Source organism: Leptospira montravelensis (genome assembly GCF_004770045.1).
Lineage (GTDB): Bacteria > Spirochaetota > Leptospiria > Leptospirales > Leptospiraceae > Leptospira_A > Leptospira_A montravelensis.
Genome location: NZ_RQFO01000004.1, coordinates 678,647 through 702,070 on the forward strand (window position 1 = coordinate 678,647; position 23,424 = coordinate 702,070).

Genomic DNA, 23,424 nt, shown 5'->3' on the forward strand with positions numbered 1-23,424 from the left:
AACTAAATTAAAATCGACAAATGTCGGGTATTGAGTTACTCCATACAGTTAGAAAGGAAACAGTCGATGATCGAATCAAAAATAAAGTCAGTAAAAAAGTCAATGCTTGCCGCCTGTGTTAAGTTAGCTGATTTAGGATTTTTAGCAGGAGTCGGAGGAAACTTAGCTGTTCGCATTAATTCTGAACTAATGGCAGTGACTCCTTCCGCTACCGATTATTATACAATGAAACCTGATGATCTTTGTATTTTACAAATTAAAGATTTAAAGATGGTTGAAGGAACCAAACAACCAACAACCGAAAGTGGAATTCACGCCTCTTTTTTTAGTTTGAGGCCTGAGATTGAAGTCAGTTTACATACACACCAACCACTTGCCAGTGCTGTATCTTTACTTGGTTTAGATATGGAGATTCAGTCGAGTGAAGGAAAAAAGAATATAGGAAATTTTGTACGTATTGTATCTTATGCTCCTTCAGGAACTTCCTTTCTGGTAAAAGCATTTAGAAAAAGAATTATCAAAGAAACAAACGGTTATCTTTTACGAAATCATGGTCTTGTATGTGGTGCATTTTCGCTCGATGAAGCGATTTCCAATGTTAAGTTATTAGAGAAGGAAGCAGCGCGTTTCCTAAAAACACGAATCGAAAAAAATCCTAATTTATCTCAGATGCCTAGTGAGATGAGGACCCAATTAATCGAAGCTCTCTGATAGAAAAATACAATGATTTAGAAATAAGGAATCAAAATGAAATCGGCCACAATCAAAAAACAAAGTCAAAATTTAGAAACAGAAACGGATAAAGAAGAATTAAATCATTTATGGCAACGTTTAGATTCTAAAGGTTTATTACAAACTTATAAAGCAGATCTTTCTTTTCGTCTTCCAGGCAAAGGGAGTTTCCTTCTGATCCACCGTGGAGAAGGAAAAAAAGCAAAAGTAGAGATCACCGAATTTCCAATAGAAAACCCAACTGCTTTCATCCGTATCCAATCTATTAGTGAAGAAACACTCAACCAAATCCGGTTCCATGCAAGTTTGTATTCTTTAAGACCGGATATTGGGGCCGTCGCTTCGTTTCAACCAGAGTGGAGTTCCTTTCTTAAGACACTAGACCATCCCCTTCCATTAGTATTCGATGAACAGTGCAGACAACTTGGTGCACCTGTGTTTCCCATTCCGAAACGAATTGATGGAACCGTAGAAACCAGCTCCATTGTCCTTGGGGGAGCTAACGCATTTTTGGATGAAGACGCAGTGGTGGTCACTAGTGTCACTCGCGAGAAAGCTATATATAACTGCGAGTTAATCGAAAAATGTGCAAAAGCCTATTTATTGGCTCATTCTACAGGAAGTCCTATTCAAACCATACCTTGGTGGGTTCGGTTCATAGCAAAAAGTAGACTGATTAAAGATGAAAAGAAAGCAAGTGCAGCCTATGCCCGTGGGGAAAGACCAACGGGTTTTAAAGCTTATTGATTCCTTCTTTCTTTTAAATTTTAAAATGGATTCTATTTGATTCCCAGGTAGATATCAAACTGGGAATGATTTGGATCTTTTGCATTGGATCCATAAATTTCTAAGTCGGTTTTGTAAGAACGATTTTTGCAATATGTTTCATCCGACCAAATTTTTTTCCATGTGTTAATTCCAATTTCGGAAATGGGGCCCCACTCCGTCGAAACATGGAGATAATCAGATTCAGAAACACTAATGGTTGTTAAGTGACTTGGCAGAGATTTCACTGAACCAACTTTTGTACCAATTAAGATGGTGTATTCTCCGTTTTCGTCGGTTTCAAATTCTGTATATGCCACAACTATTTCGGAAGGTACCAAAGGATCGGAAATTTGGGAAAGAATTCCCTCTTCCCAAAACCTTTGCCAAAGGGCAGCAATTTTTCCATTTCCGGTCATTTCCTTGGTATTCGAAGTTCGTGCTGTGATCCCGACAAGGTGCATCGAATCTAAATGAATTTTGTTTGATGAAGTTTGTTCCATACATAGATCCTAACGCAAACCGAAATTGGGTTCTTGACAATTTGTGCTTTTTTAACAAAAAGAAAAGGAAACCTAGTTTTTAGAGGAATACAAAAACTAGGATGTTTAAAAGTTATCTACTGAATTGGAATGTATATTTCAGATTCTGGATTTGTATTTGATTGGAAACGATCATCGAATAAATCGAAATCATCGCTAAATTCTCTTTCGTAACTTGTGTTTGGCATCCATGTTCCATAAATATATTTCCAACCATTAAGGATGTCTTCATTCGTATTCCCAGGAACAGTAAAAACCATATACTTTGCAGGCATCATCCGGTGGGAAACAAAACCATCTGGAATTCTCATATCAGAATTCACTTGTGCGCCAATGATCACATCAAAATTTTCAGCATAATCCCAGTTCGTATATATTCCCATTAAGGAATGATTGATTCGGTTAGGTATGGATTCCATAAGACCATTACCCATAAATTCACCCCAAAACTTTGGAATATCTATTTCATTTTGACATTTCTGCATCGTAGTCCGATAAGGTTTTCCAACTAAAATAAATTCATTTTTGGTGATGACTGTAGTTTTAATCCTTGAACCATCAATTCGAACTTTGTTTCTCAAGGGTTCTATGTCTAGTATAGGAAAATTAATATGGTCAGCTGTTTTTCGGTATTCAGATGGATTAATTCCATATTCAGAACGAAAGGCACGAAGAAAAGATTCAGGTGTTGTATAATGATATTTTAATGCAATATCAATAATTTTATCTTTCCCTAAAATCAAATCGTTACCGGCTTCTGTGAGCCGACGTTTTTTTAAATATGTATATACGGAATATCCAGTTACGTAACGAAAAATTCTTTGGAAATGCCATCTCGATTGAAATGCATTTTTCGATACATCTTCCACTCGGATGTTTTCTGTTAGGTTCTTTTCCATAAAACTTATGGCAAGTTCTATTTGATCATAATAGTCCATAGGATTTTACTAAAATAGAATACGATTCAAATTTGTGAATTTTTTTCTATTTCCTCTGGCCATTGATTTTTAATTTCAAGAATCTTTGGTAAGACAGAAATAAATATTTTGACCAATTCCGGATCAAAATGTGTTCCCGATTCTTTCTTTAAAAAATCGATAGCTTCAGAAACATCCCAGGCTTTTTTATATGGCCGAACTGTTGTTAAAGCATCAAATACATCTGCAATCGCTATAATTCTGCCTTCTAGGGGAATTTGATCTCCTTTCAATTGGTATGGATAACCAGATCCATCAAATTTTTCATGATGAGTGATCGCAATAGATCTAGCTAATTTTAATAAACTAGAATGATGATCCCCGATGATTTCTGCCCCGATTTCGGGGTGACGTTTCATAATTTCCCACTCTTCGGGGGTAAGTTTTCCAGGTTTCTGAATGATAAAATCTGGAATTCCAATTTTTCCAACATCATGCATAGGTGCTGCATTAAGAATCTCTTCAGATGCTTCAATAGAATATCCATAGGCCAATGCTAAAGTTTGCGAATAATGACTCATACGAATCACATGCATACCTGTTTCATTATCTTTATATTCAGAAGCCATACCCAATCTTTGTACAATTTGTAACCTAGTGGCTTTTACTTCATTAACATTGACTAAAGACAAATGGTTTTTGATTCTAACTTTTACGATCGGAGGGCTTACTGGTTTGGTTATATAGTCAACGGCTCCCAATTGAAAACCTTTTTCCTCGTCGCCTATATCTGTTAACGCTGTTACAAAAATAACAGGTATATATTTTGTTTTTTCGTTAGATTTTAGTATCTTACAAACTTCATGCCCCGTCATTTTCGGCATCATTACATCAAGTAAAATTAAATCGGGTAACTGTGATATTGCGAGTTCGATTCCCTTCTCTCCATCTTTCGCAAAAAACAAAGTATAATCTTTTTGTAAAATATCGTTCAATATTTGTAAGTTTGTTGGCTCATCATCAACAACCAACACTTTTGGTTTAGTATTTATTTCCATCTAGTTCTCCAAAAATTTGTGTTTCCAAGTTCTTTAATTTTTGAACAGTAGCTTCAAAATCGAACTGACTAATAGACGATTCAATTTCAAACCTAATCGGATCTAATTCTGTATTTTGTAATAACCGAGAGAGAGTTCTCCATTCCTCTTGAAGATAAGATCCCTTGGAAAATGAATCTTTCAATGTTTGAATCAAATTACCTACTTTCCCCAAATTTTCATTCGGAATACTGACTTTATCATTTTCCATATTTATAAATCCACTCTGAAGATGTGAAAATTGTGTTTGGAATTGTAGTTGGGCCTCTGTAAAAACTGATTTAAAACTTTCAAAATCTTCATTGGTAAGTTTAGACCCTTGTAGTTTCTTTTCTAAACGAATACATTCATCGGAAATCGGATAGATGCCAAGATTAGAAGAAACACCTTTCAATCTATGCAAAAATGTCTGTTGGCCTATTGGATCGTGATTGTATTTGTTCCATTCTTTTACATCCTTTTCAAAATCAAAAAAGAATCCATTTAACATTTTTGTGTATTTTTCAATAGAACCAAAAAGTTGAATTCCCCTATCTAAAGAAAAGATTTCATTTTCCTTGGTGGGTTTATTCTTTACGGAAATATCATTTGGCGATGCAAAGTTAGTGATAGTTTTCCTGATTTCAAAAAATAAATCTTGAAGGTCTATTGGTTTGGATACAAATCCATCCATACCAGCTTCTTTTGCCGAAATCCTATCTTCCTCAAAAACACTTGCTGACAAGGCAAGGATTGGAACTCTAAGGTTGTTTACTTTTTCTAAAATTCGAATTTGCCTTGTTGCTTCCAAACCGTCCATTTCAGGCATCTGAATATCCATTAATACTAAATCAAAAGTTTTTGATTTATAAACTTCTAATGCTTCTCTTCCATTATTTGCAATTTCTACTTCATGGCCGTTGGTTGTCATAAGAAGTTGGATTAACTCAACGTTCTGTTTTACATCATCTACAATTAGAACCTTTAACTTAGGTAAATCAAATTGGATGTTTTCATTAATTTCTAAAACTGGATTCCCTATTTCTAAGGGTATAGAAACATAGAAATGGGTACCTACTCCCAACTCACTCTTTACCCAAATCATTCCTCTCATTAGTTCCACTAATTGTTTAGAAATTGTGGTACCAAGCCCTGTTCCACCAAACTTACGACTCATTGACACGTCTGCTTGCGTAAAGGGGTCAAAAATTTTTTCTAATCTGTCGGCTGCTATACCGATACCGCTATCTTCAATATGAAAAAGAACCTCTCCCCCCTTTGCAGAAACATTGAGTTGAATGAAACCTTCTTTGGTAAACTTAATCGCATTTCCTATTAAATTTGTTAAAATTTGCCTAATGCGAAGACTATCACCCTTATAATAATCATTGATACCTTCTGAAATTTTGTATTGAAAACGTAGACCCTTTCGTTTCGCTTCGATACTCATAGCAGAACAAACTTGATCAACAAGTGAAACTAGTGAAAAGTCAAAAACTTCTAGTTCGACAGCACCTTTATCTAATTTAGCTGAGTTTAAAACATCATTCAATAATCGCAATAACGACCTTGCCGAATTTTTTACGGTCTCCAGCTGTTTTTTTTGATTTCCAATCAAATCACCAGCTAGAAGAATTTCAGTGAAACCTAGAATGGCATTCATTGGAGTTCTAATTTCATGACTCATATTGGCTAAAAATGTTGTTTTAGTCATTGCTGCCAACTCAGCTTTTTCTTTCGATTCAATGAGCGCTTCTTCGATCATTCGTCGGTCCGTATTATCTAAGATCACTCCATCTAAAAACTTAACTTTTTGATTCTCATCTAAAACAAGTCCGCCGTATTCTAAGACCCAACGAATATCTCCTGATTTTTGTATGATGCGGTAGTTTAAAACAAATGTATCAGCGGTATCTATGGCATTTTGAATCATATTAGAAACATGGATTCTATCTTCCGGATGGATAATTTCAGTAAAGGTACGTTTACGGTTAGGTTCTAGAAAATCACTAGAAGGATAACCAGATAAATTCAAAATAGAATCGCTGATAAAAACAGAAGTCCAATGTTCATCCACCAAACATCGATATACAACTCCAGGAATGTTTTGTATAAAGGATTTTAATTGTTCCTCATTTTCTTTAAGAGCATTTTCAATCAAAACCCTATCCGAAATATCGCTAATTAAACCAACAAAAACATCATCTTGCGGCAGTTTTGTATGACCAATGGCTAAACGAATCGGAAAGGTTGTTCCATCCTTTCGAATCGCAATGGTTTCGCGTCCACTTCCGATGATTTTGGCTTCTCCAGTTCTTAAATAATTCGAAAGGTATTGATCATGGTCTCTTTGAAAAGGATCTGGCATAAGTATTTTCACATTTTTGCCGATGATTTCCTTCGCTTTCCAACCAAACATTTTCTCTGCGGTAATATTAAATTCCTGAACGATACCTTTGGTATTAATCATAACTATAGCATCAGCTGCAGTTTCAATAATCGCACGTAACCTGGATTCACTTTTTAATAAGTTTTGAAATAGATCTTTATAACTGATAAAAGCAATAGTAACCACTGCTGAACCAATCACAAAAATACTTCCAAAGCTAACAAGTGCCGCTAAAAAAAATTGATCTGAATTTGTTTTATCTAAAACCTGAGTGGGATCGATCACAAAACGAGCGGCGGCCATTCCTGTGTAATGCATCCCAGAAATAGCACTGCCCATTACAATTCCACTAATCAAAGTTAAATACTTTGTTTTAATCTTTAACTTTGTTTCTTTCAATCGAAACTGGATAAAAATAGAAAGGATAGCAAGGGAAATTGCAACAACGAGTGAAATGAAAAACAAATATGGATCATACATTAATTTAGGTCGCATTTCCATTGCAGCCATTCCCATATAATGCATAAAACCAATGCCTGCTCCAACTAAAATACCAACTGAAATTAGTTCTTTGCGGGTGATTTTCTTTTTGTTTAATGTTTGTAAGGCGAAATAAGAAGCAATAAAACTAGGAAGAATGGAAAGAATGGTTATTGATTTATGATAAGTTACCTTAGTACATAAATCAAATGACATCATACCGATAAAGTGCATGGACCAAACTGCCCCACCCATAGATAAACTAGATGTAAAGAGAATGGCTAACCGAGAGTATTGATTCTCAAGGTTAGAAAAACGTTTGAGCATATACAAAGAAATCCAGGATGCAAAAATAGAAATGAAAATGGAAAGAGAAACCAACCAATAATTATAGGAGCCTTCCACAAAGCTCAATTGATCTGCATCTAAGATAAAATAATGTTTTAGAAATTCGATCCCCATTTGTTCGTATCCTATACCAACTAAATCATATCATTCATTTAGTGATTCTTTGGATACTAGGTAAATTAGATAGATTCTAAAATATTATTTTTATTTTCAGTACTAGCACTAAATTAAAAAGGAAAGGAACTAAAACAAAAGCATGGATGTGGTGATTTTTGCTATGCGACAAAACCAAAAGGTTTGCAGATAATCAATAAGGAGTAATAACAAAATATTAGAATATACGGAATCAAACATATATTTAACTTAACGAGCTACATTGTTAGTGAATGGCAAATCTGGATCATTTTCTCCTTGGTGGTTAATTCAATGCCTCATTACAAGTTTTTTTTGGAACACTATCATGGTTGAAAAATTAGGAAGAATTTGGAGACCAATCGGTCCACTATCTTGAAATTCATCTAACAATGATTTATAATTTTATTGCCTATGACAGAAACCTAAATAAATTTTGCAAATGGATTTAATTTTAAAAAACAAAAATGCCATCGTTACTGGTGCCGCCCTGGGAATCGGAAGAGAAACTTCCCTTTTACTTGCAAAAAGAGGTGCTCACGTCATCGTTTCTGATATCAATGTAACAGAAGGGAATCGAGTGGTTCAAGAAATAGAATCCTCAGGAGGAACCGCAGAATTTATTAAATGTGATGTCACTAACGAAGAGGAAATTATAACTCTAATAGACACATTCAAATCTAAAAAGCAAAGATTAGATATTATGGTAAACAATGCGGGAATTGCAAACAAACCCACATTTATGCATAAGGTGACAACGGAAGTTTGGAACCGTTTGATTTTAATGGATCTAACCAGTGTATTTTGGTGCCAAAAATATGCCACAAAACAAATGCTAAGTGATAGAATTGGCGGATCGATCATCAATGTTGCCTCAATTGCAGGACTTGGTGCTTCCCCCTCTCTTGGACCTTATTGTGTAGCAAAAGCGGGTGTGATTGAACTGACCACAACGGGAGCAATGGAAGTGGCAAGGTTTGGTGTTCGGATCAATGCGGTTTGTCCCGGTTGGACAGAAACTGCCATCTTAGATGTAGCAGGTGAACGTGGGAAAGAGGCTATGGAAAAAAATATCCCGATGGCAAGGCTTGGAAAACCGGCGGAAGTCGCAAACCTGATTGGATTTTTAGCATCAGAGGAATCTAGTTTTATTACGGGATCTGTGTACCGCGTGGATGGGGGAACGAGAAGTTAGGGAGAGATCGAGAGTTGTCCCGTGAAAGGGATACGAAGGGCTTGGTCTGACGGATGTCAGACGGGAGCGTTAGCGCACCCCGGAGAAGCCCGCTCCCCGAAACTTTTTCGGGGATTCACCCTAAAAAATCCTATCGCATAATTTCGAATAAACGGCCAAGTAAACTGTCTTGGGTTTGCATGGTTTTGGAATTAGCTTCGTAGGCGCGGTTTACTTCAATCATATCTACCATCTCTGTCACAACCGATACATTCGATGCTTCGAGATAACCTTGTAATACTTGTGGAGCAAGTAGTTCAGGAAAGGCTGTAGGTTCGCCGGATTCAGGGGTGTCGGAATAAAAGGAGTCTCCTTCTTTGTCTAGGTGGCGTGGGTTTTCTACCGTGCGGATTTTTAATTTATCGAGAAGGACTGGGTCTTCGAACCGGTTTTCGCTAAAGTTGGTTCCATCTTTGGGAGCGGTTCCGAGTTTCGCGTTGATATAAATTTCTCCATTTTCTTTCACAAGGAAATTTCCTTGGTTCACTTGAATGGGGCCTTTTTCCCCGAGAAGAGGAAATCCTTGTGGGGTCACCACAAACCCATTTTTATCCAAAACAAAACTACCGCTTCTTGTCAGGCGTTCACCGCGGTTGGTTAGAACGGAAAAGAAGGCAGGTTTTTCCATACCAGGTTGGTCTTGCACCATAAGGTCAAAAATATTATCTGTTTTTTTAACGGCACCTTGTTCAAAGCGAGTGTAAACTTCGTTCACTTCGGCACCAAACCCCAGTTTACCGACTACAGGAGAAGTATCAAAGGAACCCATAGGTGTTTTTCCAATCCCGTCTTCCGAATAACGGTGGAGTAACATTTCAGGAAAGGTTTTGAAGACCGTGGTATCTTTTTTGAATGCAGTTTTATCCACATTGGCCAAATTGTTGGCGACCACGTCCATTCTCACTTGTTGGGAAATCATCCCATTGGCACCAGTATAGAGTCCTCGTAACATAAAGTTCCTACCTATACTTTCTTTCGACCAGATCTGCCAAATCCCCAAGAGAAAATGCGACATAGTTAAAAAAGAGTTGAAGTTTTCTTTAATTTTTAGGAGAAAAGAAGGACATGAAGTTATCCATCGGAAACCTACCCCAGTCTCTCACTGAAGAAGCCTTAGAAAAACTTCTTTCTGCGCATGGAAAAGTGGAACACCTCCAAATCAAACGGGACAAAATCACAAAGGTATCTTTGGGATATGGAACGGCAGATATGGCGGATGCCGATGCTACCAAGGCGATTTCTGCTCTCAACGGAAAAGAAATCGAAGGTAAGGCCATCGTCATTGTAAACCAAGAAGAACTGACTAAATCGCAAAATGAAGCTGCCAAAAAGAAAGGAAGCCCAGCGGTCGCAAAACCTACCTTCGGTAGAAACCAAACTACTGGCGGCGGTAACACGGGTGTACAAAGGAGAGGCGGTTCTCGCGGTTCTTAGATGAGACAACTGACCGGTAGTTACCTCTCCATTGGAGCCGGAGAGAATCAAATCCCTCTCATCCATGCAGCAAAAGCCAGAGGACTCAAAGTCATCTCCGTAGACACAAATCCTGAGGCACCAGGTCTTGTAGATTCAGACATTCGCATATTAGAATCGACTCATGAGTATAGGAAAATTCTGCATGCGATGAGCCGAGTCCCACTTCCTTTCAAACTGATGGGAGTGGGATCCCGTTCTTTTGGAAAGGCAGTGTATACTGTTTCGTATTTAGCCGAAAAATTAAAACTTCGGGGAAATCCAAGGGATACAGTGAATTTGTTTTTGGATAAAGAAAAATTCAAAAACTCTGTTCAAAAGTTTGGAATTCCTCTGCCTCCATCCCTCCATTCTAATTTATCACTTAAATCCAAAGAAAAAAAAATGGATTTAAGTTTTCCCCTCATCGCCAAACCCAAAGAAGGTTCTGGGAAAAAGGGAATTACTGTTCTTGAAAACGAAGCAGATTATAAAAAATTCACAAAATTAAAAACTAGCGAAAGTTACCTTTTAGAACCATACATCCCAGGAGATGAAGTCACTGTCCTTGGTTTCGTTATCACAAAACGATTTTACTTGGTTTCCCTCACAGATAAAATCACAACTGGTAAACCTAACTTTATCGAGGTGGCTCATGTGGCTCCTTCTCGTCATATCGATATGGCGGGGGAAATCAAAATGATCTGCCAAGCCGTTGTGACAGCGACCAAACTAAAAACAGGACCTTTTGTTGCCGAATTCAAAATCACTAAAAATAAAGAATGCCTTCTTATCGAATCAGCCCCAGAAGTGGGAGGAGAATTTTTAGCCGATGTATTAATTCCAGAACACTACGGATACAAATATTTCAATGATTTACTTTCTGTTACCATTGGTGAAAAAACAAGGCCAGTTTTCTTAAAAAAGGCAAAAGACGGGATCACCAAGTCTGCGTTAGTGTTTACACTTCCTCCAGAACGCCAAAAAAAAATGGGAGAACCTGTGACCTTAGAAACAAACACGGGGGAAACTTTATTTTTCCAAAAACAAATTGTTCAAACGGGTGTGGCCTTAGATAAATTAGAAGGTAATCACAAAAGAACCCAAGTTTTTGGAATTGCAACCAAACAATCTATTTCCACCGAAGATTGGTTAGACTCCCTTTTTCAAAGATTGAATTCATGAAAAATGTCTGGGATGAACATTATGAAAGACCAAAATCAAAATTGGCCTTTCCTGACGAAAATTTAGTACGACTTTTGTCACGGATCCAACCAAGGAACCGGAATGCTCTCGACTTCGGATGTGGTTCTGGAAGGCATTCCTACCTTCTCCAAAATGAAGGTTATACAGTCACTGCCTGCGACACTGCAAAAACTACCATTGACCTGTTAAATGAGGAAAGTTCTTCCATTCGTTTTCTACATACTCCAGATATTAATCTTCCCTTTTCAACAAAAGAATTTGGACTCATTGTGAGTTGGGGTGTTTTTCATTATAACCCAAGAGAGGATGCCAAAATTCTTTTATCTTCTTTATATAAATCACTAGACGAAGGTGGTTATCTATTGGGTTCCATTCGTGCAGACGGAGATACTCATTTAGGTCTCACTCAAGGTAAAATGAATTTGGCAGATCTAAGCGGTGGTTATGCGGAAACCTATTCTTTAGAAAATTTGAAAAATTTTTTATCTATTTTTTCAAAAGTATCCATCGGTTATTCGGAAAGAACCCCCCTTGGCAAACTGGAGGAACGAATTTGCCATTGGTTTTTCCTTGCTGAAAAGTAATGAATCAAATTCTTTCTTTATCTGAAGAATGCCCACTGAACCAAACTTGTGATTGGGTACCTCTATATACTACGACTGGAAAATATTCCGGATTGTCCATAGTTGAATGTAAAACTTGCAAACTCCAAGCACTCTTCCCTCGCCCAAACCAAAAGGAACTTTATTCCAAAGATTACTACCAAGGCAAAGCAGATTATACATATATAGATGAAAGGGATCATAAAAAGTATTTTCAATATGTATGGAAAGCAAGGATTCGAAATATAAAAAAGTTTGTAGGTACCGGGAACTTTTTAGATATAGGTTCTTCCTTTGGTGGATTCTTAGAAATTGCTAGAGAAGAAGGCTTTTCCATTCAAGGCGTTGAAATCTCCGCGTATGCTGCCAGTTATGCGAATGACAGTGGAATTCCCACATTTAACGGAACTCTAATGGAGGCAAATTTTCCAGACAATCATTTTAGCGTCATCACACTTGTTGAAGTGATTGAACATATTGAAAATCCCAAACTTTTTTTTAAAGAACTCACAAGAATCCTAAAACCGGGTGGCCTCCTTCTCCTCCAAACCGCCAATTTTGATGGATGGCAGGCAAAATCAGAAGGATCCAATTATCATTATTACATGCCCGGTCATGTTTTTTATTACTCAGACACCATCCTAAAAAATATATTGACGAACTTAGGATTTAGTCGTTTTGTATCGTACTTCGGAGTGGATTTTCCGTTATATGCGAAACTAAAAAAATCAAGAGGATCCTTTCATAATTGGAAAGATTATCTAAATTGGTTTCGTATTTCGTATTACCATTTTAAATCCAAATGGAAACGAAATGGATTCCCAATCACTTCTAGTTACATTTTATACGCCTTCAAAAAACAGGAAACCGCATGAACACTCTAACAAAACAATCATTACTAATCAGAATGACAGCCATTCCAGAAGAGAATGGTTGGAAAAGAAAACTGATTTTAGGGGTTCGGGTTCTCCTTGTATCCATACATCGATTTATGAAAGATGATTGTCTTATCATTGGATCAAGTCTTGCCTACACTACCATCGTTACCCTCATCCCAACTCTAACGGTTGCCCTAGCACTGATTACCGTAGCATCGGGAATCCAAACAAGACAGGGAGAAATGGTAGATGATATCAATGCCTACCTACTTAGAAATAATATCCAATTTGATATCACTCCTTATCTTGATACACTAACAGACATTATATCAACTGCTTCTCAAATTGGAGCCGTAGGTTTTGTTGTTTTTATTTTTTCTGCAACTGCAGTTTTAAGATCTCTAGAAAAAGCCTTCCATATCATTTGGAAAATTGACCTTCACAGAAATGTGATTAATAAATTTGTATTTTACTTTTTCCTAATTTCTTTTGGCCCCCTACTTTTTGTTGTTGGGAAAAATATCACAGATAAAATTTCCGATTCGGTTCGCCCGCCTCATTTAAAGTCTATTGTTTCCACCAAACAAGGGGAACTATGGGTGGCCGGTGAAAAAGGAAATATAGGAACCATCAAAGAACTCAATAAATCCATTTCTTTTATTCCCAATTCAAGTATTGATTTTGAAAACATGCTCTGCGTTGATTTTGATACTGTGGAAACTGGGACCTGTAAAAAACCAGATATCACAAAAGAAAATTTTTTTAGAATTCGAAGTGTTGGAAATGACTTATTTACCATTTCCGAAGACGGAACTTTTTTATATTCCAACGATTTAGGTAAATCTTGGAAACTTCATTCATTAAAAGGAATTACTATTTCAGATTTTGGTGCTATCGATTTTGACACTTTATTCATTCTTACCAAAGACACTCGCACACTTCGTTATGAAATAGGGAAAACTTTAAAAGAAATCAAACGTTTCACAGATCCTAATATCACACCAATTCGTGTTAGATTCTTTACGGAAAAAGATGGGTTTATCTTGGACCGGGAAGGAAGGTTGTGGAAAACAAGCGATGGAGGAACCACTTTTTTCCCACAGGAAATTTCTCCCAAACCATTAAATGATATTGCCTTCCTTTCTAGAAATGTAGGTTTTTTAGTCGGAGATAATGGAGCTATCTTCAAAACTACTGATGGAGGATATACCTGGAGCGATTTAAGTCACAGAAAATATTCTTATGAAAGGGTATGGGTATTCACCTCTCCCAAAAAACAGGATTATGACATCTTCATCTTAACTTCGCTCGGTGACATTTTACTATCCGAAGACGAAGGAGAAAATTGGTCTACCGCTTATAAAGGAAAAGAGGGAATGATTCTCGATATGATTTTACTCTCCAAAAAAGCAAAGGATATGGAATTGCCATTAGACGGATCCAATTTGCCTCTGGAAGATGGAATCGAAATCGAATCACAAAATGAAGCAGAAACTCTCAACGAAGGAATGTTAGGCATTGTTGGTGTAGGTGAATTTAATAAAATCATTCGAGTTGAGGAAGATGAGAAAGGTCAAACCATTTGGAAAAAATACCAAGGTGGAAAAAGGTTTTTCTCTTTGTATTCAATCTTTCAAATCCTCCTTCCTCTCCTTGCCCTTTGGCTTTTCTTTTTATTAATTTTTAATATCATCCCCAATACGAAAGTCCCGATCAAAGCCTCCTCGATTGGAGCTGCGGTTACAGGGATCATTCTTATCATTTTCTTTTGGGGATTTATCAATATCTATCTAACTTCCTTTACCGAAAAAACGATGTTAGTGTATAAAGCTCTGGCAGCAATCCCCATTGCCCTTCTTGCGATTTACTCTATCTCACTCATCATTTTATATGGTGCGGAAGTCACGGCTACTTTACAATTTCCTGATCGTTATATCCTTCCGAAACATCCTTTTGAAGATATAGATAGTAATCGATCGTATGAGTTCTACAAAACCATCCAAGTATTGACAATCACCTACGACCACCAGTTAAAAAATGGGGAACTTATCAAATTATCAAATCTGAGAAAAACACTTTTGATGCCAGAAAAAGAGTTAAATGACATTCTTGAAAAATTAAATGGAGCAAAACTTTTAGAAATCACTGAAGACAAAAGGATAGCGCCCGTAAAACTAAAAGAACAAATCGATTTGGTAGCATTGTATGAAGAAACTTCTAGTTTTAAATTAGGTGCACCGAAAGACCTAATGAAAGTTTCACCCAAACTGAAAGAAAGTTTAAATCAGATAGAGGAAAAATTAAAAGAGGAATTAAAGAAGATCTCTTTTAAAGATTTGGTTTAAGTCGATAAAAATGAAAGGAATTTCTTTTTATTTAGGTTAGTGAACTTTAGCCTATCTGGCGTAAGGTGAAAGGCTAACATTTACAGATAAGGATTTTTTTTCACTGGCGGAAGTGAGGCAGACATTTGTTTGTAAATCTCTTCTGCAAGCCCCATAGATTCATTTTGAGAAATGTTCTTCGCATACTCATCGTATAACATATCTTCAAAAATTTCTTCCGCATAACCACCATCGATCATTTTTTCTTTATGGATGGTGTTTTTCATTTCTTTTAACATCATCTTCACAAAAACCGATTCAAATTCTACTGATGCATCATAAAGTTTTTTTCTATAAGGATCTTCTTTAATTTCTTCACGAATGTTTTGTGGAACTCGGAGAGAAGAGGAACTCACCTTCCCCATAATTTCTTCATGAGTTTCTAGTAGATTTTGAAAATCCGAGATCCCATCTTTTTTCAGTGGTTTTATTTCGTCTGAATATGCTTTCATCCGGTTCAGGATGGATTCGTCCTGGGAACGGCTCAGTCTTCCGGAATAGTCTTGGATTTTGTGAATGTCCATATTATGTCTTCTAAATCTATCGGCAGAATTTCCAATTACTGAATCACAAGTTCTGCTTTTAAAGCTCCTTGTTTTTTCAAAGCCTCTAAAATCGAAATAATGTCCCGCGTGGAAGCTCCGACTTTATTTAAGGCACCCACCACGTCCGAAACTTGGGTAGTTTCCTTTAAAACAAAAACAGATTCACCCTTACCTTCTTCTTGGATGGGGAAAAAATACCGCGCCTTGTCTCTATTCGCAATTTGGATGGTTAATCCTTGTTGGGAAATGGCCACTTCATCAATGGGAATGTTTGCACCCATCACAATGGTTCCCGTCCTTTCGTTGATCACAACCCGTGCGACAGGAGAAGAATTGACTGTTAAATTCTCTAACCGGGAAAGAAAGGCCAAATCTAGTTTGGGTTCCCCCGTTGCCATTTCTCCTGTGGAAGTTTGGCCGGAAGTTTTTAATGGAAGGGGAACAAGGACTTCTGTGGGTGATACTACTTCGGGAGTTACTTGAAGTTCGGCGGTGATGACATCCACAATCGCACCCATCGTTGTATAATCTTTTTCGAGGAGTGTGAGTTTAACCGATTTTGTTACAGGGGCATTGGGAACCGATTTTTCCAAAATGGCTCCCATAGGAACAAGGGCGGTATTGGATCCGGATTTTTTATCAGCACCACCACGTTTTTTCTCTTTTCCACCAAACGCAAGTACGCCGGAAGCAACAGCAATGGTTTCTCCATTCCCCGCCTTTAGTGGAGATTGTAAAAGCACTCCACCCTCAAGAGAACGTGCATCTCCCAGAGACGAAACCAAAACATCAATTTTATCCCCTTCTTTAAGGTTCACAGGAACATTGGCAGTGATAAGAACAGATGCTGTGTTTTTGGCATCTCTTAGATTCTTTTTGGTATTCACACCAAGACCGGCAAGGTAATTTTGTAAGGCCTCTTCCGTGAGTGGATTTTTTGTATCCCCTGTTCCGTTAAGACCTACCACAAGACCAAATCCAGTCAGTTGGTTTTCCCGCACGGCATCAATCCGCACTAAATCTTTTAGTCTAGTTTCTACAGCAAAACTAGGGAGAGTTGCAAAGAGAAAGATGGCAAGTGCCACGAAAGGATTTGCAAAAAAACGGAAAATTTCAATTTTTAACTCTTGGTTCGATGATCGATTTTCTTTCAAAATAGGCATTGTCTCTTACTCACTTTCACCTAAGAGTCGTTTGATATTCTTTAAAATGATTTCTTGTTTTTCTTGTTCCGATAGTTCTGCTTTTTCAGTTACTGTTCCATCGGGATTTGTGATCCGTTTCATTTGGATGTTCGGATTTGTTAATTCCTTAGGATTTAAAGTACCTTGGTATTCCACTCTTAGGTTGGCAATGAGATCACTCGAAATAAAACGGTTTTTATCCAAATCTTCTGGAGAAATGGTACCCGACAAACGAAGGTTAATCCTCTCTTCCGAAAGATTAAACACCTTACTTCCCTCAAGTTCCAAATTTCCGGTTCCTGGATCAATTCCTGTAACAAGGACTGCCATCACTCCTACCACTTTGCCTTGGGATTTGGATTTTCCCACTTTGGAACGCATATAAGTTGAGTTCGAATTATAAGCGGGGAGATCCGGGACTAACTTTTTATCGGGAACGGTTTTGATATCATTGTCAAAAGTAGCTTTGTATTCCGATTCATATTCCACACGAAGTCCGTTTTTCAAAACCACCTTAACTACAGTTCCTGGTTGGATGGTTTTCGGATACGAATATGGATCTTTGTCTTTCCATAAAGAATCCGCAGCGGAAAGAGAAATGCCTGTGAAAGTCAATAAACCAAGAATTGCCAACTCAAAAAAGAAAATCAGAATTTTTCTGGTTACTGATGGTGTCTTCGGGGAACTTAGTTTTGCATCTCTGTTCCTACTTAATTTTGACTTGGGATTTTTCTTTAGATTCATAAAATCTTATATCTCTTCCAGAAGGCAGATCCCTTCGTTTTGGACTTTGGCTTTTAAAATTTTCTGTGATGCCAAATTGAGGACAGGGATTTCATCGCCTCGGTTTCCTGAGGCAAGTGCCCTTGTTTTGATTTTTAATAATAAATTTCCAGCAGTATAAACAAGTTGTACTTCTTGTCCCCTTTCAATGGTGTGTAAAGTCCTTACTTGTTTTTTTTCAATGGTCGTATCACTAGTAAGAGCACCAAGAGCCGTTTTGCCGACAGGACTTTCTTCCACATATTCCCTGTTATGGTCTGCTGTAAAAAATGAGCGTAGTTCTACATCTTCTTCCGTTAGCACTGTCTTTGCAGGAATTTCTCGTGTCGTAAAGTATGCCTTTTTCTTTTCTTCAATTAAAAAAGGAACCGATTCCGAATGGATCATCTTTCCTTCAAAATAATAGTCCAAAGGAAAAAGACGTTTTCCTCCGTGTAGAGTGCGACCCGTATTACGCCAAACGAGTTTGGTTCCGGAGATTGTTTGAATAGATTCTTTTTCTGAACTCAATCGAAACAAATCTCCATCCTCACCAATCGTCTGTTCTACGGATTCCTTTAAGTCCTTCCAGAGAGAACGTTCCAATTCTTTTTTGGAAACAGTAGTCGTTTTGGGGAGTAAAATGCCCGCGTTACCCATTACTTCAAATGAAACAGCTTCTTCCGATTCTTTTGTTTCTGCAATGTAACGAGAATTCAAAATACCCACCAAAGATTCTGGTGTGAGAATTTTCGGTGATTGTAAATTTTGAAAGAGGATTGGGTTCCAATTTCCTTTCCAGTTGGTAAAATCAGAAAGACGAATCTCACCCGCACCCACAATGGTTTTGGGTTTTAAGTAGAGTCGAAAGTCTTTTGCACTTGCCACGATGGGCAAAGAAAAACCAAAACTAAAAAGGACGAGGAACCAAACTTTCATTAACGTTTCAAACCAATGGCCGTAGAAAGCATGTTATCCGAGGTTTGGATGGTTTTGGAATTCGATTCGTAGGCCCTTTGTGCCACAATCATATTCACCATCTCTTCTACGATCTTTACGTTACTCATTTCCAAGAAACCTTGTAAAACACTACCATACCCTTCTTGGGAAGGCATACCTGGAATTTCAGGACCAGATGCCACAGTTTCACGGAACAAGTTTTTCCCTACAGCTTGGAGTCCGGCTGGGTTTACAAATCGGTAGAGTTCCAATTGGCCGATGGTTGTGGGACGAATGTCATTGCCGATTTTAACGGTAACTTCTCCCTCTTCCGAAACCATAAGGGTATTTAGGATTGCGTTTTCTGGTAAAATGATTGGTGGTTCGAGTAAGTAACCGTTAGAGGTCACCACTTGTTGGTTGGAATCAATTTTGTAAGATCCGTCTCTTGAATAAGAGAAAGTTCCGTCTGGCATTTGGATTTTAAAAAAAGCCATTTCACCTGTTAGGGCTAGGTCTAGTTTGTTTCCTGTGGCTTGGAAAGATCCAATCTCGAATAACTTCTGTGTGGCGGCGACTTTTACCCCATGGCCCACATTCACACCAGTAGGAATTTCGGAAACAGAGGTGGCTGGAGTTCCCGCAAGCACTTGGTGTTGGTACACTAAATCTTCGAAGTCCACACGATTCTTTTTGAAACCTGTGGTGTTTACGTTGGCCAAGTTGTTGGCAACCGTATCAATATGGAATTGTTGGGCAATCATCCCGGTAGCACCGGTCCAAAGGGATCGCATCATAAAAAGGCACCTCTACAGCTTCCTATCGGTAGAGTTCAAAAAAAGCTAAGTGTCTTTTTTTCTAATTATGTCTTATTTTCCAGTGCTTCCAAACCCGCCGGTTCCCCTTTCTGTGGCAGAAAGTTCTGTTACCACTTGGATTGGAAGCTGTGCCACTGCTTGGAAGACAATTTGGGCCACCCGAGTTCCGGGCTCCAAAACAAAGTCGGCCCCACTCAAGTTCAGTAGTGGAATGAGAATTTCTCCCCGGTAATCAGAATCGATGGTTCCTGGGGTATTTGGCATCATAATTCGGTTCTTTGTGGAAAATCCACTCCTTGGTCGAATTTGGCCTTCGTATCCTTCCGGGATCGCCATGGCAAGTCCTGTAGGAACAAAGACCACTTCCCCTTTCGGCAGGATGAGGTTTTCAGAAAGGCAAACCGACAAATCCATTCCTGCAGAACCAGAGGTTTTGTATTCAGGGACCACTGCTCCCTCTTTTAAAATCTGAATATGAATTTCAGGTAATTTCATTTTATCCTTTGTAAACTTCATTTTTCGTTGTTTAGGTTCAAATTAAGCAGGTTCCGTGTTTGAACCTATGGTTTTGCATCTTCAAATCCAGCGTCTGGCTTCTGGCATCTTTCCAAAGTTTATCGCCTAACCACCAAACTGCGTAGGAATTTTGGAAAACTGAGATTCTGACATATCACCCACACAAGACAAATGAACTTTTTTTAAATCAAACAATTGTTTTGCGGATTCATTGATTTCCTCTAAGGTCACTGACTTGATGGATTTCATTCGGTCTTCCAAAGAAAAATACTTTCCATAGTAGATTTCTTGGAGACCAATATTATTCATTCGGTTTTCGGGAAGTTCATACCCAATGGCAATCGAACCCATTTGGTTGGACTTTGCATCCGCAAGTTCCGATTTGGAAAATCCATTTTTGGATATACTTTCCAGTTCCTTTAGAATGAGTTCCACACAACGAGCTGCCTTTTCTTTAGATGTCGCAGAAGAAATAGAAAATAATCCTGTGGTTTTGTAATACGAAGGGAAACTATAAATGCTATAACATAGTCCTTCTTTTTCTCTGATGTTTTGGAAAAGCCTAGATGCCATTCCCCCACCAAGAATCGTAGAGATGAGTTGGGAGACAGTCACCGTTCGGTAATCCCTTTTGTTTCCATTCACACCAAGCATGATATGGAACTGTTCGATTTTACGGCGTTCCAAATGTTTCGAATAACTTTTTTTAGGTGCTGGAATGATAAGTTCTGTAGGATTTTTGCCCTTAGGATTTTCAAAAGAAAAATATTTGTTTGTTAGGTCTAAGATTTTTTCCCAAGTGAAATTTCCAGATACGGAAATCACCATATTTTTAGGGAAATAGTGTTTTTCAAAAAAAGTCCGTATGGATTTTTCACTGACCCCAGTGACCGATTTTTTGGTTCCAATGATATCACGGCCGTAAGGTGACTTCCCGAAGATGTTACGAAAATAATAATCATAAACAAAATCATCGGGGGCGTCTTCGTAAGAACGCATCTCTTCCATAATGACACCCTTCTCTGTTTGGATGTCTTCTTTACGAAAGAGAGGACGAAAGAGCATATCAGAAAGAATTTCAAAAGCGAGTTCCGCTTGGTTTTTGATAGCAACTACGTAGTACTGAGTGTATTCACGGCCAGTGGAACCATTTAAAATTCCACCCACTCTTTCGATGGATTCAGCAATTTCTTTACTTGTACGTGTTTTTGTGTCTTTAAAGAGCATATGCTCTAAAAAGTGAAAGTATCCATGTTCTGAATTGGTTTCGGCAAGACTGCCTTGTTTTAAAAAAACACCCACCCCCATAGAGGATGCGTGTTTCATAGGTTGGAAGAGAACCGTTAACCCATTGGGTAAAACGGTTCGTTTACACTCGATGACGGATGCCATTGGTTTTACTCCCCCCAAACTGTTGTTTGGGGACTGTTTAGTTGTCTAAAAGAACATCCTTGCGAGAAAGGTCAATTTTTCCCATTTTATCAACGGAAATAACCTTTACCTGGATTTTGTCCCCTTCGGAAACAATATCACGAACCGATTGCACTCGTTTCACATCCAGTTTAGAGATATGACAGAGACCTTCTTTACCAGGAAGAATTTCCACAAAGGCACCAAAATCAGCAATTCGTTTGATGACACCATCATAGATTTTACCAACTTCGATTTCTTCAAAGATTCCATCGATCATGGCAATGGCTTTCGCCTTTGACTCTTCACTAGGAGAAGCAATAGTAACCTTACCAGTATCATCCACTGAAATTTCAGATCCAGATTGTTCTATGATCGCACGGATCATTTTTCCACCTGGACCGATGAGTTCACCAATTCGATCTTTTGGAATTTGTTTTTGAGTGATGCGTGGTGCATTGAGGCTCAAATTACCTTTCACAGAAGAAATCGCTTTGTTCATTTCACCAAGGATATGGTCACGACCTACTTCTGCTTGTTCGATGGCTTTTTGTAAAACTTCGAGTCCTAGACCATTGACTTTCAGGTCCATTTGGAAAGCTGTGATTCCTTTTTTAGTTCCTGCGAGTTTGAAATCCATATCCCCAAAATGATCTTCGATTCCTGCAATGTCAGAAAGAACGGCAAATCGACCCTTTTCATCACTGAAAAGACCCATAGCAATTCCAGACACAGGGCCAGAAATCGGAACTCCCCCAGCCATAAGGGCTAAGGTTCCCGAACAAACGGAAGCCATTGAGGATGATCCATTCGATTCTAAAATTTCAGAAACAAGACGAATCACATAAGGAAAGTCAGTTTGCGTAGGAAGGACTTTTTTAATGGCACGTTCTGCTAAGTTTCCATGACCGATTTCACGGCGACCAGGACCTGAGTTACGTCGCACTTCTCCCACAGAAAATGCTGGGAAATTATAGTGCAACATAAAGTTCTTCTCTTTCGAACCTTCCAAAGTTTCGTATCTTTGGTTGTCGGAAGTGGTTCCAAGAGTCATGACTCCAAGAGATTGGGTTTGTCCACGAGTGAAAACAGCCGAACCATGAGGTCCAGGTAGCACATCGATCTCACAAGAAATTTGACGAATTTCATTGGTTTTCCGACCGTCAAAACGAATCCCTTCGCCTAGCACAAGTTCGCGGACCACTTCATATTCTAATTCATGTAAATAATGTTTGATATCTTTTGTTTTGTCTTCAGGAGCCAGTAGAGTTTTAAAATGTTCTACTGTTTCTTTGTTGATAGCTTTGATGTCATCGTTACGTTTTGCTTTGTCTGCATTTTTGTTAGCAGCAGTCAAACGATCAAACGCGAACTCACGAATCTTTGTATGGAGGTCTTTATCAGGAGCTTTTAATACAACTTCCTTTTTGACAGTTCCATTTTTCTTAGCCAACTCTTCTTGCATTGCCACAGCCACTTTCAACTGTTCTTGGGCAAAACGAAGGGCAGCCATCATATCTTCTTTGGAGATTTCGTTTGCTTCCCCTTCGATCATAACGATGGCATCTTTAGTTCCCGCAACTACCAAATCCAAATCTGATTTTGTAATTTCTTCGTTCGTTGGGTTTAAGATAAACTCACCACCAATTCGACCGATACGAGCACCAGCGATAGGGCCTGCAAAAGGAATGGAAGAAACAGAAAGTGCCGCCGAAGCTGCGTTAATTGCATGGCCTTGGACAGATACTTGTTTGTCAGCAGATAAAACTTGGACTAGAAGTTGTACTTCAGAGAAGTATCCTTCAGGAAACATAGGGCGAATGGGACGATCTAAAATTCTAGAAAGAAGAACTTCATGTTCTGCCGGTTTTGCTTCCCGTTTGAAGTAACCGCCAGGAAAACGACCTACCGAGTAAGCTTTCTCCGTGTATTCGCAAGTGAGAGGGAAAAAATCTTGTCCTTCTTTTGGTTCGTCAGCTGCACAAACAGTAGCAAGCAGGACCAAATTTCCGGTTTTGTATACAACCGACCCGTGAGCTTGTTTCGCCCACTTGCCGGTCTCAATGGTGATAGAGTCTCTACCCCAAGAACCAGTGAACTCTGTAGCCATAGG

Annotated in this window: 21 protein-coding genes; 8 read left to right on the forward strand and 13 right to left on the reverse strand. The window is 38.3% G+C overall.

The window, feature by feature from the left end; all coding sequences use genetic code 11:
- The first annotated feature begins 66 nt into the window (after positions 1-66).
- Complete coding sequence (locus tag EHQ31_RS04120; RefSeq protein WP_135569819.1) at positions 67-711, forward strand: class II aldolase/adducin family protein; 645 nt, start codon at positions 67-69, stop codon at positions 709-711.
- Positions 712-747: 36 nt separating this feature from the next.
- Positions 748-1,479, forward strand: coding sequence for a class II aldolase/adducin family protein (locus EHQ31_RS04125; RefSeq protein WP_135569821.1), 732 nt, complete (start codon positions 748-750; stop codon positions 1,477-1,479).
- A gap of 32 nt (positions 1,480-1,511) precedes the next feature.
- On the opposite strand, the gene EHQ31_RS04130 is transcribed toward EHQ31_RS04125, so the two are convergent.
- From EHQ31_RS04130 to EHQ31_RS04145, 4 genes are all read right to left on the reverse strand, one after another.
- Positions 1,512-2,000: a GyrI-like domain-containing protein gene (locus EHQ31_RS04130; protein ID WP_135569823.1), complete on the reverse strand. Its 489-nt coding sequence runs from the start codon at positions 1,998-2,000 to the stop codon at positions 1,512-1,514.
- Between the two features lie 116 nt (positions 2,001-2,116).
- Positions 2,117-2,977 (reverse strand): AraC family transcriptional regulator, encoded by an 861-nt coding sequence (locus EHQ31_RS04135; RefSeq protein WP_135569825.1) that lies wholly within the window; start codon positions 2,975-2,977, stop codon positions 2,117-2,119.
- 26 nt (positions 2,978-3,003) lie between these two features.
- On the reverse strand, positions 3,004-4,014 hold the full coding sequence (locus EHQ31_RS04140) for an HD domain-containing phosphohydrolase (RefSeq protein ID WP_135569827.1): 1,011 nt from the start codon (positions 4,012-4,014) through the stop codon (positions 3,004-3,006).
- A complete protein-coding gene (locus EHQ31_RS04145; RefSeq protein ID WP_135569829.1) occupies positions 3,998-7,363 on the reverse strand; it encodes an MHYT domain-containing protein in 3,366 nt (1,121 codons plus the stop codon). The genes EHQ31_RS04140 and EHQ31_RS04145 overlap by 17 nt, the downstream gene beginning before the upstream one ends.
- 460 nt (positions 7,364-7,823) lie before the next feature.
- Between EHQ31_RS04145 and EHQ31_RS04150 the strand changes: the two genes are divergently transcribed.
- A complete protein-coding gene (locus EHQ31_RS04150; protein ID WP_135569831.1) occupies positions 7,824-8,576 on the forward strand; it encodes an SDR family NAD(P)-dependent oxidoreductase in 753 nt (250 codons plus the stop codon).
- Between the two features lie 130 nt (positions 8,577-8,706).
- On the opposite strand, the gene EHQ31_RS04155 is transcribed toward EHQ31_RS04150, so the two are convergent.
- A complete protein-coding gene (locus EHQ31_RS04155) occupies positions 8,707-9,567 on the reverse strand; it encodes a flagellar hook-basal body protein (protein WP_135569832.1) in 861 nt (286 codons plus the stop codon).
- A 113-nt stretch (positions 9,568-9,680) separates the two neighbouring features.
- Between EHQ31_RS04155 and EHQ31_RS04160 the strand changes: the two genes are divergently transcribed.
- From EHQ31_RS04160 to EHQ31_RS04180, 5 genes are read left to right on the forward strand one after another with little or no spacing between them, the layout of a single operon-like run.
- The gene (locus EHQ31_RS04160) at positions 9,681-10,049 is read left to right on the forward strand and encodes an RNA recognition motif domain-containing protein (RefSeq protein ID WP_135569834.1); all 369 of its coding nucleotides are present in this window, start codon (positions 9,681-9,683) and stop codon (positions 10,047-10,049) included.
- Complete coding sequence (locus EHQ31_RS04165) at positions 10,050-11,252, forward strand: ATP-grasp domain-containing protein (protein ID WP_135569836.1); 1,203 nt, start codon at positions 10,050-10,052, stop codon at positions 11,250-11,252.
- A complete protein-coding gene (locus EHQ31_RS04170) occupies positions 11,249-11,857 on the forward strand; it encodes a class I SAM-dependent methyltransferase (RefSeq protein WP_135569838.1) in 609 nt (202 codons plus the stop codon). Before EHQ31_RS04165 ends, EHQ31_RS04170 begins: the two co-directional genes overlap by 4 nt.
- On the forward strand, positions 11,857-12,750 hold the full coding sequence (locus EHQ31_RS04175; protein WP_135569840.1) for a class I SAM-dependent methyltransferase: 894 nt from the start codon (positions 11,857-11,859) through the stop codon (positions 12,748-12,750). The genes EHQ31_RS04170 and EHQ31_RS04175 overlap by 1 nt, the downstream gene beginning before the upstream one ends.
- The gene (locus EHQ31_RS04180; protein WP_135569842.1) at positions 12,747-15,098 is read left to right on the forward strand and encodes a YhjD/YihY/BrkB family envelope integrity protein; all 2,352 of its coding nucleotides are present in this window, start codon (positions 12,747-12,749) and stop codon (positions 15,096-15,098) included. Before EHQ31_RS04175 ends, EHQ31_RS04180 begins: the two co-directional genes overlap by 4 nt.
- An 80-nt stretch (positions 15,099-15,178) precedes the next feature.
- Here EHQ31_RS04180 and EHQ31_RS04185 read toward each other — a convergent pair whose 3' ends face one another.
- From EHQ31_RS04185 to pnp, 8 genes are all read right to left on the reverse strand, one after another.
- Positions 15,179-15,661, reverse strand: a complete 483-nt coding sequence (locus EHQ31_RS04185; protein WP_135569844.1) for a rod-binding protein — start codon at positions 15,659-15,661, stop codon at positions 15,179-15,181.
- Positions 15,662-15,696: 35 nt separating this feature from the next.
- On the reverse strand, positions 15,697-16,794 hold the full coding sequence (locus EHQ31_RS04190; protein ID WP_420844106.1) for a flagellar basal body P-ring protein FlgI: 1,098 nt from the start codon (positions 16,792-16,794) through the stop codon (positions 15,697-15,699).
- 57 nt (positions 16,795-16,851) lie between these two features.
- On the reverse strand, positions 16,852-17,610 hold the full coding sequence (locus EHQ31_RS04195) for a flagellar basal body L-ring protein FlgH (protein ID WP_167481629.1): 759 nt from the start codon (positions 17,608-17,610) through the stop codon (positions 16,852-16,854).
- A gap of 6 nt (positions 17,611-17,616) precedes the next feature.
- On the reverse strand, positions 17,617-18,567 hold the full coding sequence (flgA, locus tag EHQ31_RS04200) for a flagellar basal body P-ring formation chaperone FlgA (RefSeq protein WP_135569848.1): 951 nt from the start codon (positions 18,565-18,567) through the stop codon (positions 17,617-17,619).
- Positions 18,567-19,364, reverse strand: coding sequence for a flagellar basal-body rod protein FlgG (flgG, locus tag EHQ31_RS04205; RefSeq protein ID WP_004788667.1), 798 nt, complete (start codon positions 19,362-19,364; stop codon positions 18,567-18,569). Before flgG ends, flgA begins: the two co-directional genes overlap by 1 nt.
- 72 nt (positions 19,365-19,436) lie before the next feature.
- The gene (dut, locus tag EHQ31_RS04210) at positions 19,437-19,880 is read right to left on the reverse strand and encodes a dUTP diphosphatase (protein ID WP_135570963.1); all 444 of its coding nucleotides are present in this window, start codon (positions 19,878-19,880) and stop codon (positions 19,437-19,439) included.
- A 126-nt stretch (positions 19,881-20,006) separates the two neighbouring features.
- Positions 20,007-21,293: a M16 family metallopeptidase gene (locus EHQ31_RS04215; protein WP_135569850.1), complete on the reverse strand. Its 1,287-nt coding sequence runs from the start codon at positions 21,291-21,293 to the stop codon at positions 20,007-20,009.
- 37 nt (positions 21,294-21,330) lie between these two features.
- Entirely contained in the window at positions 21,331-23,421 is a 2,091-nt protein-coding gene (gene pnp / locus EHQ31_RS04220) for a polyribonucleotide nucleotidyltransferase (protein ID WP_135569852.1), read from the reverse strand.
- Between the last annotated feature and the right edge of the window lie 3 nt (positions 23,422-23,424).

Coding starts and splice junctions, on each gene's coding strand:
- pnp (WP_135569852.1), bottom strand. CDS start 23,421: ATGGCTACAGAGTTCACTGGTTCTTGGGGTAGAGACTCTATCACCATT.
- EHQ31_RS04140 (WP_135569827.1), bottom strand. CDS start 4,014: ATGGAAATAAATACTAAACCAAAAGTGTTGGTTGTTGATGATGAGCCA.
- EHQ31_RS04155 (WP_135569832.1), bottom strand. CDS start 9,567: ATGTTACGAGGACTCTATACTGGTGCCAATGGGATGATTTCCCAACAA.
- EHQ31_RS04135 (WP_135569825.1), bottom strand. CDS start 2,977: ATGGACTATTATGATCAAATAGAACTTGCCATAAGTTTTATGGAAAAG.
- EHQ31_RS04180 (WP_135569842.1), top strand. CDS start 12,747: ATGAACACTCTAACAAAACAATCATTACTAATCAGAATGACAGCCATT.
- EHQ31_RS04150 (WP_135569831.1), top strand. CDS start 7,824: ATGGATTTAATTTTAAAAAACAAAAATGCCATCGTTACTGGTGCCGCC.
- EHQ31_RS04195 (WP_167481629.1), bottom strand. CDS start 17,610: ATGAATCTAAAGAAAAATCCCAAGTCAAAATTAAGTAGGAACAGAGAT.
- EHQ31_RS04125 (WP_135569821.1), top strand. CDS start 748: ATGAAATCGGCCACAATCAAAAAACAAAGTCAAAATTTAGAAACAGAA.
- EHQ31_RS04165 (WP_135569836.1), top strand. CDS start 10,050: ATGAGACAACTGACCGGTAGTTACCTCTCCATTGGAGCCGGAGAGAAT.
- flgA (WP_135569848.1), bottom strand. CDS start 18,567: ATGAAAGTTTGGTTCCTCGTCCTTTTTAGTTTTGGTTTTTCTTTGCCC.
- EHQ31_RS04175 (WP_135569840.1), top strand. CDS start 11,857: ATGAATCAAATTCTTTCTTTATCTGAAGAATGCCCACTGAACCAAACT.
- EHQ31_RS04120 (WP_135569819.1), top strand. CDS start 67: ATGATCGAATCAAAAATAAAGTCAGTAAAAAAGTCAATGCTTGCCGCC.
- EHQ31_RS04160 (WP_135569834.1), top strand. CDS start 9,681: ATGAAGTTATCCATCGGAAACCTACCCCAGTCTCTCACTGAAGAAGCC.
- EHQ31_RS04145 (WP_135569829.1), bottom strand. CDS start 7,363: ATGGGGATCGAATTTCTAAAACATTATTTTATCTTAGATGCAGATCAA.
- EHQ31_RS04130 (WP_135569823.1), bottom strand. CDS start 2,000: ATGGAACAAACTTCATCAAACAAAATTCATTTAGATTCGATGCACCTT.
- EHQ31_RS04215 (WP_135569850.1), bottom strand. CDS start 21,293: ATGGCATCCGTCATCGAGTGTAAACGAACCGTTTTACCCAATGGGTTA.
- EHQ31_RS04185 (WP_135569844.1), bottom strand. CDS start 15,661: ATGGACATTCACAAAATCCAAGACTATTCCGGAAGACTGAGCCGTTCC.
- flgG (WP_004788667.1), bottom strand. CDS start 19,364: ATGATGCGATCCCTTTGGACCGGTGCTACCGGGATGATTGCCCAACAA.
- dut (WP_135570963.1), bottom strand. CDS start 19,880: ATGAAATTACCTGAAATTCATATTCAGATTTTAAAAGAGGGAGCAGTG.
- EHQ31_RS04170 (WP_135569838.1), top strand. CDS start 11,249: ATGAAAAATGTCTGGGATGAACATTATGAAAGACCAAAATCAAAATTG.